The organism is Arthrobacter sp. R3-55, from assembly GCF_054161505.1.
This window is the reverse complement of sequence record NZ_CP096423.1, coordinates 2,725,993-2,738,189: the sequence shown is the minus strand read 5'-3', so window position 1 is coordinate 2,738,189 and position 12,197 is coordinate 2,725,993. Positions and strand designations below refer to the sequence as shown.

Below are 12,197 nucleotides of genomic sequence, written 5' to 3'. Positions count from 1 at the left end.
CCCGCATATGAGGACCAGAGTCCTAGCGAAGGGACCGAACATAATCCAGCGGGACTGTGAACATAGGCTTGCCCCATCGTCCTTCGGAGAGGGCCGAAAAGCTCTCTGACGAGACCAGGCGACTGAAGCGTTGTTGCGCAGGAGTGTGCCCGTAACCCACGAAGGGAGAAGCAGTCAGGTCGCGAAACTGGTGGATGGTCGCATCAATGGTGAAGGGGGCGTCCTCGGGAGACGTCGCGAGCTCAAGCCATGTGTGACGGGTCGTGCGACCGACGGTTGTTTCGTAGGTGACAACCCGCCATGTACCTACGCGGAGGTCCGTGAGCACGTGCCCAATGACAAACGACGCGATGTCACATGATCCCGTGGGAAATTCCTTCAAGAAAAATTGTTGTTCCCGGTTAGGCATCGCTTGTAGAGCGTCGCTGACCCATGCGACGGTTTCGTAGACGACTCGCTCATCGTATGGTGCCAACGTCATGAATGCCAAAGTACATGCCCAGGGCCCAAGATGCTTTTGTTGCGCCACTCCATGGCAAACACTCCTGCGGCGTCACTTGCCCGGGCACTTCAGAAGTCACCGGAGCCAGTTGCGCTAACTCCCGGTTCGGCTGGCCTTCAGAATCATGACGTCGAGCGGAAGCGGCATTTTGCCGGACCCAATGCGGGCGCCGAAGATGGTCAGTGTGACCAGAGAGAAACCTAAAGATGGACCGCGAGCACAGCCCGACTGGGTGGCGAAAGTTCGTGCCATTGGCGTCGACACCAACGCCATAGGCAGCGGATCCTTTAACATCGTCCAATTGCAGCGTCTTACACATCAAGCAAAGCAACATGGACTGGAACTCTGGATCCCTGAACCCGTTATGTGGGAATGGGCAGAGCATTTGCGGTCGGACCGCGTTGAACTAAATGACGTCCGGACAAGGTTGGCCGCTGCCGGGATCCAGGTCGAGCCTCAACAAGTGGAGATCGATGACGCCCTTTCGTTTGTGCGCAACGGACTCGAAAGCCTGGGCGAACACGTCAAGATTCTGTCCATTGAATCGGTCGCCGCTGAAGCGCTGATGGATCAAATTCTCTTGCGTGCACCCGGTGAACGGATCTCCAGGGACGGCCGTATCGTCAGGACACCAGCTGGAAAGTCTGTCAAGACCGGCGCCTCCGACAGTGCGATTTTTCGCACTTTCCTGAACCAGGCCAGAGGCAAGACTGATTCATATGTGATTTTGAGTGGCGATAGTGATTCCAGGAAAGCCCACAAAGCCTGGAACGTCGATGCAGTCAGGGTCTTCAAAGGTATCGACTCGTTGAACGTAGAGATTTTCCGCATGATGCCCGCACCGGATCACCTCATCTCAAGCTGCTTAGATTTCCTTCGGCAAAACCTTGGGCAAGTGGATCTCACATCGTTCAAATCCAGAAACAACTTGGTCGAGACGGATCTTGATTTCGCCGGTATAGGAACGAAGGTTCTTGTCGGGTTTTACGACGCCATGTTGGACAAACCTTCAGACGTGGTCATGTGTCGTGCGGTGGTGGTCACCGACGTGCTGGGTCCCGAAATCACCTACGACATTTATGGGGAAGCGCACGAGGAACCTGGCGCGCAGCGGACTTATGAGGACTCCGCGGTGAACCTGGAGATTACATTCGAGGTGGAAAACGGGGCGGTCAAGAGTCTCTCGATGGGGGAGGTGCGCTTCACGTCTGTCATAGAGACCGGGGACGAAGTCTTGGAAGAAGACGGCCCCCTGGTGATAATCCAGAGCCTGACCGCCGTTCCAGACATGTCAGACTTCGAATGGGATGAGTTGTTTTACGATTCCGCTGAGGCCTCGTTCGAGGTTGATGGAGATCCGCTCCTTCTCGACTTCAGCGGAAGTGTCTTTGATGAGTGGACTCTATTTGCTACATACAGAGGCGCGCAGATTTCTATTTCGGGATGGCCCCGTAACGACGGAAGGCAACTGGATGAGGGCTTTGTCGTTGAAGCTACCACCGCATTGACAACCGACTCATCCTTGGTGGGCAACCATCCGAGCTTGGCCCTCAATGCGTTGGTCATGAATACGCCGAGACCAAGTTCGACTTGAGGTGAGAAAACGTCCGGCAGCGCTCCACGATATTCCAGCTAGGGTATGGCCAGGACCAAATTCCGCTCCTCTCGCCACGACAGTGAGATCTTACTTGCCGACTGGCGCGATGCCGAGCAACTGGCAGCCTGGTTCATGCGCGCGGACCTCGGCATGCAGGATGCCAGAGTTACGGGCCGAGGCAATGACCGGGGACTCGACGTGGTTGCAGATGGTGGCGTTGCCCAGGTCAAACATCTCAACGTGCCCGTAGGGGCACCGCTTGTGCAAGCTGCTCTTGGAACGGGACATGGTAGTGGTGGTGTTCTCTTTTTTTGCCTTGTCCGGTTACACGAGGCAGGCGGAGGAATTTGCGTCCCGCTCGGGTTGGCACTCTTCCGATACAACATCTACGGTGACGTGCGTGCCTGCAACGCGTTTGCCCATGCACTCATCGACAGCCACCACAAGGTAAGAGCACAGGTCCTAACGAACCCGGCATTGGAAGGGCTCCGGGCCGAGGCCGCGCCGGGAATGGCCGGTACAGTACGGGCCCGTGAACGGGTAGAAGATCTCGCTTCGTCCCTAGAACCCGAATCGCCATCTGTAGGTGAAGATGTCCTCCTGGCTCATGTCTTGGTTGAGTACAGCAGGTTCCTTACCTTGCCCAACAATTATCAGGATGTCTTCAATGTCGCTGAGGCGGCATGGGCCGAGCTGGACTTGACTACAGACCGAGGAACATTCCGGGTCTCCACGGCTGCCGTCGAGGCAGGGTTGCGCGAGCTTCTGGGCTTGTATGAAGAGGTGGAGGACCTGCCTTCATTGAGGCAACTCACGCTGGCCCAATGGTTACGGACGTTCTCGGACTGGGAGATTAGATGGCAGCGGAGCAATTACCTCTTGATGGACTCCCTCTATGCAACGGACGAAGAGGAGCCGCCGGTGGAGGTCTTTGAGTTGCGAGCCGCAATCGGTCTCAGCGCAGTTGGGCATCCAGTGATCGAGCTTGCTTCGCGATGGGCTGGTGTCTCGGCGGGCAAGCCACTTGAGAGGAACAGAGACGCGGATCCGTATGCCCTGATGGGGAGCTCTTACAAAGATCCCACAGCACAAGGGCCCGAGCGGAACTTTGAACTTCTGGAAGAGAACCTCGTCGGTGGTCTGCCGGAAGACCCGTCAGGTCCCCATCGGGTCTATGGTTTGGGTTGGTCGTCAAAGGACATAGACCGTCCTTACGGCCTCCTGGCTTGAACTTTGACACTGATCACAATTGACCTGTGGCGTTCGTTCGAGGACACTGCTCGACATCATCGTCGGCATCGTTGAGCTGGTCCCGCGTCGAGACCAGCTCTGCCGGCGGCGATCAGTTCATTGCCCCTCCCTCGCTTGCGCACGAGCCCGCAATATCGTGACGTCATCAGCACCTCATGCAGCTTCCGCCTAGTACAAGGTTCCTGGTTGCCCCGGGCTACGAAGACATCTGGGAGGATCCCGCTCTTCTCGATGTCTGAGCCTCTTCTGGTTTCTTGCCCAGCAACTCGTAGGGGATAGCGCGCGGGAGTTACGGGAGCACGGAGTTCGTGCCTTGCTTTGCTTCGAATAACATTCGAACTGTGACGAAGGATCAACAGATTCAGCAGGTCGTCGAGGGATTGGCGCCGGGGGTACTGGCTCATTGGATCGTCCGGCTGCCCGCGACGCGGGACGAGTTCACGTCCGCTTGGCGGGCTATTTGGCCAACTCCATCGCGCCATGGGGCATGCTCGGGACACCGGCGGAATTGGCTGTCAAGGATACCGAGCAAACGCCGTACTGTGTAGGAAGTCCGGATCCGGTGTTGGCTGAGGTCCTGGATCGACAGTGGCCTCACGACCTTCTTGGCTCGGCCAGCCAGGCCATCACCTGAACGCCGTGGCGATCGTCTAAAGCGGTCCGATAACCAGCATCGTGCCCAGCAACGTGTAGAAGAATCCCGCTCCGTATGAGCCTCGGTTCAAGAGAACAGTCCCAGCTTCATTGGGGAGTGTCACTCAGCAAAAGTCGTATTCCAGAAGTCGGATGCTGTCCGCGAAACCATATTCAAAAGGTCACCGAGTGCAACTCCGCTGTTAATGGCCGCGCCCACCGACGCCAGCGCCCTCAACCAGTTTTGAAGCCGTTCGGCCATTCGCTCTGACTTTTCCTTAACACTCCCAGTATTGCGACTTGTGCCCTACAGGGACAGGGGAAAAGCCAGCCCCATCCACATGATGAATCATGCGAGGAGGCTCCGAGGCGTTGGTTGACCAGAAACGAAGGATCGTAAGACCTTCTATGCCGGCCGTCGGCAAGCTGCTCCGGGATCCGTCAGTATTTGCTACGTGTGCCAGGCCAAGGCGTTCGTAATGGAACCGGCCAGCCGCTGCACGGAAGCGTTGACGGATGATTCCAATGATGCGAACGCTGCAGCCTGTCTGGAAACCACGTCGTCCACTTCGTCCCAGGTTATCCAGCAGAACACATCGATGATCCGGTTGAGCAGGATCTCGAAGTCATCGTCGTTGCTGCCGCTCTGGTGCAGGACATTGCGCAACTCCACTCGAATGGCTTCTTCAAGTGAGAGTCGGCCGCGTCCCTTGACCTGGAGGGGTGGCTCAGCACCAAGGAGCGGGATCAGGGGTGAGCGGCCCTGGGAGTGTGCAACGGCGGCCACGTATTCTCTTGTCAGTTGCTGCGGTTGGAAGGCGCTTCGCCGGATCCGTTTGGCCTCGATCAGGACGAAAGAATTGTTTGTCGTTAGGACAGCATCCGGTTGAACGTACAGTTTCTTGAGCGGACCTGATTCCGGCACCAAGGGTAGATCGCCCGGCAGGAAATTCATGACGGCGCTCTCGATGTGATCAATGAAAGCGTTCCTGGACTTTTCGGCGCCGCGGGCTGTTCGGAAGATTGAACCTAAAAAGGTCGTGCGCGGGAGGTAGTCCAGGGCCATCAGGACTTCCGCGCTCAGGACGTTCTCGCGTCCGCGGCCACCTTGTCGATAGGCCGGGGCGGATTCCCAGGAGATCTCCTGCAATAAACGTGTGATGACTGAACCGGAGGCGGCTGTGGTTTCTATTTCTGTTCTGCTGTCCTGTTCAGTGAGCCGTGACCCTCTGGCGGACGAGGCAGATTCCAGCAGTTAGTGAATTTCCAGGATCAACGGCATATGGTCACTGTGCTGCAACCACTCTGTTGGTTCACCAACTCTAATGCTTGCGTCCACGGTCATGGACAGAAATGCATAATCAACGTGGTGGCCGTAGTCGGGGTTCTTCCTGTGGAAATAGGTTTTGGTGTTTTCTTCGCCTCGTGGGCAACCTTTCTGGCGATGAAAGACGCTGTCGAGGCCTAGTTTCTCCAGTTTGTGGACCAGCATTAAGTGGTTCCGGTCGGGGTGCTCTCTATCCCAGACGGTGTTGCTGTTGAAGTCGCCGAGTATGAGCCCTCGGCTTGATCCCAGATATTCCGAGTGGGCGTCGGCTATTTGATGCGTTATCCGTATGTATCGCTAGACCTGCGTCAGTTCGTGGGCCCACAAGGCGATGATATTTAGTCCGTTGACACTCAACGGAAGATGCCACGGGAGGGTGGCGCTTGCTTGTTCGATCATGGTGTAGTTGGCCGGTGTCATGCCGAGCACGCCCAGCCTTTGTGTTTGTTGGAACCTGTCCAGGCGGCAAAAGGGGTTCCTGCGCCGATGATGTCCGCCTTGGACACTTCCTGGAGTACGACGACGTCCGGGGTGAGGGCCTCCAGCAGGTGGCTCTTCCTGCCGTAGGCCATTGAGCAGTTCCAGGAAATGATTCGCATGTAACCAGTTTGGTCCACGGGTTGGTCCGATTCCCACTTCGGTGGTGAACGGACCTGTCCCGATGCTGGCTTGCGCCACGTTCATTTACAGGGGAATGGCTGAAACATTCTGCATCGTAACTTTCTTCAAGCGGTGAGGTCATGTCGCCTGGTGATCGAACCGCCATGAATGTGTGAAAGGAGGGCATCTGATGACAGTATCTTGTGCCGAACCCATCTGCTCTGGCGGCCTTCAACGGGTGCCGCTTGGCTGCCTCGGCGGACCTTCGGGTTCCCCTGCCAGCGGCCTCAGGAAGGCAACCCGTACGAGTAAAAAAGAGTTTTGTACAACGTCCACACTTTCCACCTCAGACTCGTCCGTACCGCTGCCCAACGGGCCCGGATTCCGCATGTTTCCGTCACTTCCCTGTGTTCCCATGGCCTGGAATCCCGTTCGAGTCCCACCTCGGGCACGGCAGACCCCCTCGTCAGAGGGGGTTTTTGCTTTAAAGTGTGTACAAAGCTTGACAAGTGCCTCTGATTTGTTGTCCCGGATGGCGCCTGGCCGCCGGGTACGGCCTGTTCAGTTTGGGCGGGGGGAGTGGGATCAGCGTCCTGGCTGGTGGACGTTCCGCTGACTGGGATGTGGTGCCATTTGGCGTCCTTTCGTGTGTGGTTCCGGCGGCCCCTGTTAGCCGCTCACCTCTTCATGGCCTGTGGTTGAAGTGTCGACATGACTTTCGGGAATCCTGCTGAACTTTTCCTCCGAATCGACCTTGCTGCGCAGCATGTAGTCGAGGTGGCGCCTTGGTTGTCCTGCCAAAGGGTGTGGACAGTGTCCACACTTAAAGCAGATGACATTTGACCCCCTGGCTTGGTTTTCGGAGTATTCACCTCTTCATTGGGTCTCTCGGTTCTTGGCAACATGACTTCGAACTCAACGGCGACATAGCCAACGAAAAGTCCAGGCCCTCCAGGACCAGGCCTCTACCCTGATCGGAGACTTAGGGGAGCTGGTTATGCCCAATTTTGTGTTTTGGATGCAGGTGGGAAGGGTTAGGGCCGCGGAAAGACGGCTGTCCACCGCTGTCGTGGGCACCCTTCAGGGGCGAGGTAGTCAGAACCCATCCGTTTCGTGCAAATTTTCTGCACCTGGGTTTGCGCAACATGTTGTGTGGCTTCTAATCGCGGGGTGCTGTCAGTCTTGACGGGAGGAAGTTCGTTCGTCCAGACGGTGTCGGGACAATCGGATCTCTTGTGGGCACGGCATCGACAAGCTCAGCGCCGATAAGCCCACTTTCGTCAGCCAAGACAAGGGGAGACAGGCTACGCGAGTGGTGGCCGAACTCGATGGATCTCAGTGGTCACCTCGTTCATCCGCCTGATGCAGTTGTCGATCCATTCGTCGTCTATCCAAAACCGTTTGCCAGTCGTTGCGCGGTTCTGCGTTTCAGCACGTAGTAGACGCTGCAAGCCAGCCGGGTGTGTTGCCGGGCGGGCATGCAAGACATCGTTGCGAATCTCAGCGACAACGAAAAGGCCGCGGTAAACGGCGACGATGTATTCCTTGATCGGCCCATCAGCCATTGAGGCGGCAGCAGTTTTCAAGGCCTTGGCCATCCCGGCCGTCATGAGAGGCTCGAGCAGATCCAGTCTTAGGTTCTCCGGCAGGTCCTTGGACAACCGATTCAGATCACCCAAGATTGTCCACTCCGTATAGCTTGCGGCGTAGGCAATCTCGCCTATTCGTGAGAGATAAGAATCCTCCGGCAGCGCTACAGTTGATCGTTCCATAGCCTTGACCGTAACAGTCGCGCCGCTTGGACCACCCGGCGACGCAGGCTGCAGTAGCTGCGCGGTTCTCTTATCCGATGACGAGGTCCCGGATCGAACGCCCAAAAATATGATTCCGTCAAGCTGGGGGAGTGACCGCGCTGAACTCCCAGTGCATGTAGTTGCTGCCTAGTGGGTTTGACCAGATCGTCGGCTCATTGGTGCATGCTCCCCCGCGCGAGCCCTTCGTGTGAAGGCAACAATCACCCAACTACCAACAATCGCAATGGAGCCAATAAGGGCGTTTATTGAAGCCGACATGTCTTTGATCCAAGTGGACACTATGTATAGGGGTTTGATGTCTACGTTAATAACGTCCCTGAACGTCTCGACTAGCGTGGCGCCATCTGAGTCTGGGAGTAGGCGAAGCCTGCACCGCAGCTAACCGTTTCCTGGGTCACGAACTGGTCGCATGCGACTTTACCTCGAAGTTTGCTGCGGCCATGGGTTCACTGACCCTTGGCCTTGGCCTTGGCCGTGGCACTGGCCCCGCCACCGCCGTCGGGCCAATCATCGATGGCGATGCGCACAAAGACATCCACGCCCTGTATGTGGCTTCCGGTGCGGGCCTTCCTCAACGCTGGGCAGGCGGAAGGTCGGTATAGGCAGCTTTTGGTGGTCTTGACCAGGTCCCGATCTCAATGATCTCTTGAATTAATCTCCCTTATTTGCGGCCACCGCGCGAGCGTCTCCCTTTCGCGGAAATTCCATGGCGTTCCAACCGCCGGAACATCCTCAACAAGCAAGTAGAGCTGGCCCAGGTGACGGTATACGTTCCATGCAGTTCCGTACAAGGAACCGTCGGACTGCCAGCCAACGGCGTGGATTTGCCAGCGGGACCAATCCAGAATCGCCTGCAGTTCGGCAATGGTGCAAGCTGAAAGACCCGCACCTCCGAGGACACCTTCGATCGCCGTCAGCACAGTTCGGCCAGCACCGACGTTCAGGAGACCCTGGTCGCGCTGGAGGCGTCGCCATGAGTCCAAGACGTACTGCACGCCGAGCCGTTCGTCGCCGTGCCAGCGACGCGGTTCGATGGGAGTCACTTCATTGCCTGGCGGAGAGCGGTAGCCGGCAGTCTTCTGTGTCTTGCGTAGCGCCGCGTATTCGGCAGCTACTTCCAAGTGCAGCACCCGTTCAGTTTCCATCAGTTCGATTGCAGGCAGCAGAAACCTGGGCTCACGCCAGTTGCAGCCCACTTTGGCTTCAAGGTAGGACCACGTTGCCTGGAATCCGAGAGGCTGTGACAGCTGGATGCAGGTTGCCAGTGCTTGAAAGCGATATTCAAGGGGTAATGACACGTCGCGAACCCGTCTCGACTCGCGACCGTATCCCATTGGCCCATCATAGGGTGGTGCGTTCGCAGGCTCTGGACCTGGACGTTGTGTTGCGACAAGGTGTCATCGTGGAGAAAGAAATCCCTGTCCATGTATCTGGACAGGGCATTTGGCGGTTTCGGGGCACTGCCGGTTTCACCAACAGGACCAATGCGTGCCAGATGTCGGGGGACTGGCCACAGGCCCTGATAAATCGCTGCTAGCGTGCGGGTATTGTCAGTTCCTACTCCCCACTCGACGACGATAGGCTTCCCGTTCTGCCGACAAGCGGTAGGGTTTGGAGTGACCCCTCATCGGGTCTGGCCTATGAGCTGTTTGGGAACTGGCGGAATCGCTGGGACAACACCCTGTCTTGAAATCCAATGACCACGATCTGTGTTGGTTTTCGCCCAAGAACTCAGGCCTGCCGGAAACGGATCCCATGAGTCAACGTAAAGGTGAATGGCACATCGCTTCTTTGAGTGCCCGCCATCACGGCCGGGGTCCGGCGGCAGCTTTCCATTTGATGCCAATCTGTGAGGCATAGAGCTGCTCGGCTGTCATCCCGTCCTTATTCAGGGGAGCCTTGGACTCACGTCTGAGAGCATCTTCGACGCTGCTCAAGACTTCGCCGTCGCGAAGTGGGCTGTAGCTCATCAGCAGGTTCCCGGTCATCCAGCGTGTGAGGAGAGCGTGATGGACTTCGCGGATTCGTGGGTGGGCCGAACTGCCGTGCCAGACCGCGGGGAAGCCCATCAGGGAAGAAAGTGTCCTTCGGAGCGTGGAACTCGATGTCTGCAGTTTGTGGTGCTTCGCCCGTGTTCGAAGGTTGGTGGCCTTGCCCACATAAATGAGACTACCTTGGGCGATGGGTGTGAGGTGGTCGGGCCAATCGGAAGACTCCGGCAGTGCTCCGGCGAGAAACCACCTATAGACGCCTTTCTCGTTGCGTGTTGATGCCCAGGCAGTGTCGCAGGGGAGTCGCTCTGACCATGTTCTGTCCGATGGTGTCTGGGGCGATGGAGCGACTGGGGGAGTTGGGCGAAACGGCGCTTGGTTCACGACAGATTCAGGGGCGACTCTGGCCCGTGCCCGGTCCAATTTGGACTTTCGACCACGGAGGATGGACAGGTCATCGGCTACTGTGCTGCGATGCACGCCGACCTGTGCGGCTATGGCCTCCTGGGTTATTCCGGTGGCGGCCAGGCGCTCGACTTCAAGCATTCGAATCTCTCGGTTGATTGGCATCAGATCGTTGCTTCCACTGCTTCGGCAGGGACGGCTGTGTCCGTCTGCTGCGCCTGTTGTGGCCCACCGAGCCAATAGAGGGCCACATCGACGTCCCGTGCAGTCCAATCTTGATTGTGGTGTTTGGCCGTAACGCGGAGCCCTTCGATCAGTTCCATGTAGCGTCGGTAGCGTCCGGGCTTGGCCGTAAGTTTCAGCCCCAGCTTTTTCAAGGCTTTCTGTGCACGCTTGTCGTACACGGCCATTCGCTGCGGGGCGGCGGCCAGCAGCAGCGCCGAAGCCAGAGCGTCACCGGTTTTGAAACCAGGCAGACTCGCCAGAGCCCGGCGGCCATCAGAAGCCGCCTGCGGAGTAATAACCGCAGTGTTGTTGACGGCTATGACGGCACTCGCTGTGGCCGTCCGGACGTCGCGTTCCGGCATCACCATGAGCTTGGACGCCCAAGGGGTATCTGCCTTGAGGCGCTTCCACAAAACCAAGGCACCGATATCGGACTTGCCGATGCTGCCTGAGTCTTTGATGCGGCCAGCGACTTCGTTGAGCACGTCGTCGTAGTTCGGCGAGACTGCGGCTTTGTAGGCAACATGTGCGCGTAACAGCGCGTTCCATGATTGGGAATCAAGAAGGGGGCTCGGGGTCTCGGTCGGCTGCGTCATGTCAAAAGCCTGCCATAAGGCACTGACAACCAACGTGGTCTGCGCTGCATCGCGTGTTCGTTTCCGTCACGAGTGCCAATCCAGCGCCGTTGTAATGGAACCCGCCAGTCTCTGCACGGAAGCATGGACGGATGATTCCAGTGATGCGAAGGCGGCAGCTTGCCTGGAAACGACTGTGGCAACTTCATCCCAGCTTATCCAGCAGAAGACATCCGGGATGCGGCCGAGGATTAGCTCGTAATCGCATTCGTAGATGCCGCTTTGAAGCAGGACATCACGTAGCTCGAACTGGATGGCGTCTTCGATGGAACGCCGGCCGCGTCCTTTGATCTGCAGCGGAGGTTCGGCACCCAAGAGAAGGATCAAAGGCGTGCGTTCTCCGGCGTGTGCCAAGGTGGCCACATATTCCCTCGTCAGCTGTTGCGGCTGGAAGGCGCTTCGCCGGATGCGCTTTGCTTCGATGAGAACGAAGGAACTCTCAGTAGTCAGTACGGCGTCGGGTTGAACGAAGAGCTGATTAAGTGCTCCGGAGTTAGGCGCCAACGTCAGGTCGCCCGGCAGGAACTGCATCTCGGCGTTCTCGATGTGATCGACCAGCGTGTACCGGGCTTTGTCTGCGCCGTGGGACGCCCGGAAGATCTGACCGAGAAACGCAGTCCGAGGCAGGTAATCCAAGGCCAAGAGGACTTCTGCGCTCAGAACATTCTCCCGACCGCGGCCACCTTCCCGATAGGCGGAAGCGGATTCCCAAGAGATTTCCTGCAGCAAGCGTGTGATGACTGACCCCGAAGCGGCTGAAGCTTCTATTTCTGTGTCCTTTCAATAGTCACTGGGCCGCGGCACTTACAGGAACTTACGTAGGCACCCGGGCAACTAGTGGATGTCCAGGATCAACGGCATGTGGTCGCTGTGCTGCAACCACTCTGTTGGTTCACCAACCCTAATGCTGGCGTCCATGGACTTCGACAGAAACGCGTATCAATGTGGTGTCCTTGGTCCGGCTTCTTTGTATGGGAATAGGTCTTGATGTTCTCTATGCCCTGTGGACAAACTTTTTGGCGGTGAAAGGAGCTGTCGATGCCCAGATTCTCCAGCATGTCGACGAGCACGGAGTGGTTCCTTCCGGGGTTTCGTTATCCCAAGCGGTGTTGCTGTTGAAGTCCCCCAGGATGAGTCCGCGACCGGAACCGAGAAACTCCGCATGCCCGTCAACGTTTTGATGCGTGACCCGGACACACCGGAGGTCTTGAGTCAGC

Annotated in this window: 13 protein-coding genes; 4 read left to right on the top strand and 9 right to left on the bottom strand. The window is 57.5% G+C overall.

All coding sequences use genetic code 11. The features are described from left to right. The first annotated feature begins 626 nt into the window (after positions 1-626). Entirely contained in the window at positions 627-2,096 is a 1,470-nt protein-coding gene (locus M1D51_RS12640) for a hypothetical protein (protein ID WP_458106747.1), read from the top strand. A gap of 90 nt (positions 2,097-2,186) precedes the next feature. On the opposite strand, the gene M1D51_RS12635 is transcribed toward M1D51_RS12640, so the two are convergent. After that, positions 2,187-2,387, bottom strand: coding sequence for a hypothetical protein (locus tag M1D51_RS12635; RefSeq protein WP_458106746.1), 201 nt, complete (start codon positions 2,385-2,387; stop codon positions 2,187-2,189). A gap of 351 nt (positions 2,388-2,738) precedes the next feature. Here M1D51_RS12635 and M1D51_RS12630 point away from each other — a divergent pair, with 351 nt between their 5' ends. Together M1D51_RS12630 and M1D51_RS12625 are read left to right on the top strand one after the other, a co-directional pair. Next, a complete protein-coding gene (locus tag M1D51_RS12630; RefSeq protein WP_458106745.1) occupies positions 2,739-3,329 on the top strand; it encodes a hypothetical protein in 591 nt (196 codons plus the stop codon). A 481-nt stretch (positions 3,330-3,810) separates the two neighbouring features. Further along, on the top strand, positions 3,811-3,984 hold the full coding sequence (locus tag M1D51_RS12625; protein ID WP_458106744.1) for a hypothetical protein: 174 nt from the start codon (positions 3,811-3,813) through the stop codon (positions 3,982-3,984). Between the two features lie 450 nt (positions 3,985-4,434). On the opposite strand, the gene M1D51_RS12620 is transcribed toward M1D51_RS12625, so the two are convergent. The 4 genes from M1D51_RS12620 to M1D51_RS12605 all read right to left on the bottom strand — a co-directional run bounded on the left by M1D51_RS12620 (position 4,435) and on the right by M1D51_RS12605 (position 7,682). Continuing rightward, a complete protein-coding gene (locus M1D51_RS12620) occupies positions 4,435-5,133 on the bottom strand; it encodes a hypothetical protein (protein ID WP_458106743.1) in 699 nt (232 codons plus the stop codon). A gap of 474 nt (positions 5,134-5,607) precedes the next feature. Next, entirely contained in the window at positions 5,608-5,730 is a 123-nt protein-coding gene (locus M1D51_RS12615; protein ID WP_458106742.1) for a hypothetical protein, read from the bottom strand. After that, complete coding sequence (locus M1D51_RS12610; protein WP_458106741.1) at positions 5,727-5,909, bottom strand: hypothetical protein; 183 nt, start codon at positions 5,907-5,909, stop codon at positions 5,727-5,729. Before M1D51_RS12610 ends, M1D51_RS12615 begins: the two co-directional genes overlap by 4 nt. A 1,305-nt stretch (positions 5,910-7,214) precedes the next feature. Next, entirely contained in the window at positions 7,215-7,682 is a 468-nt protein-coding gene (locus M1D51_RS12605; protein WP_458106740.1) for a hypothetical protein, read from the bottom strand. Between the two features lie 386 nt (positions 7,683-8,068). Here M1D51_RS12605 and M1D51_RS12600 point away from each other — a divergent pair, with 386 nt between their 5' ends. Next, positions 8,069-8,326 (top strand): aldehyde dehydrogenase family protein, encoded by a 258-nt coding sequence (locus tag M1D51_RS12600; protein WP_458109589.1) that lies wholly within the window; start codon positions 8,069-8,071, stop codon positions 8,324-8,326. 33 nt (positions 8,327-8,359) lie between these two features. Here M1D51_RS12600 and M1D51_RS12595 read toward each other — a convergent pair whose 3' ends face one another. From M1D51_RS12595 to M1D51_RS12580, 4 genes are all read right to left on the bottom strand, one after another. After that, positions 8,360-8,869, bottom strand: coding sequence for a hypothetical protein (locus M1D51_RS12595; RefSeq protein WP_458106739.1), 510 nt, complete (start codon positions 8,867-8,869; stop codon positions 8,360-8,362). Positions 8,870-9,529: 660 nt separating this feature from the next. Continuing rightward, positions 9,530-10,261 carry a GIY-YIG nuclease family protein gene (locus tag M1D51_RS12590; protein WP_458109588.1) on the bottom strand — a complete coding sequence of 244 codons (732 nt, stop codon included), beginning with the start codon at positions 10,259-10,261 and terminating at the stop codon, positions 9,530-9,532. Positions 10,262-10,284: 23 nt separating this feature from the next. Beyond that, positions 10,285-10,941 carry a hypothetical protein gene (locus M1D51_RS12585; RefSeq protein WP_458106738.1) on the bottom strand — a complete coding sequence of 219 codons (657 nt, stop codon included), beginning with the start codon at positions 10,939-10,941 and terminating at the stop codon, positions 10,285-10,287. A 66-nt stretch (positions 10,942-11,007) separates the two neighbouring features. After that, positions 11,008-11,709 (bottom strand): hypothetical protein, encoded by a 702-nt coding sequence (locus tag M1D51_RS12580; protein WP_458106737.1) that lies wholly within the window; start codon positions 11,707-11,709, stop codon positions 11,008-11,010. Between the last annotated feature and the right edge of the window lie 488 nt (positions 11,710-12,197).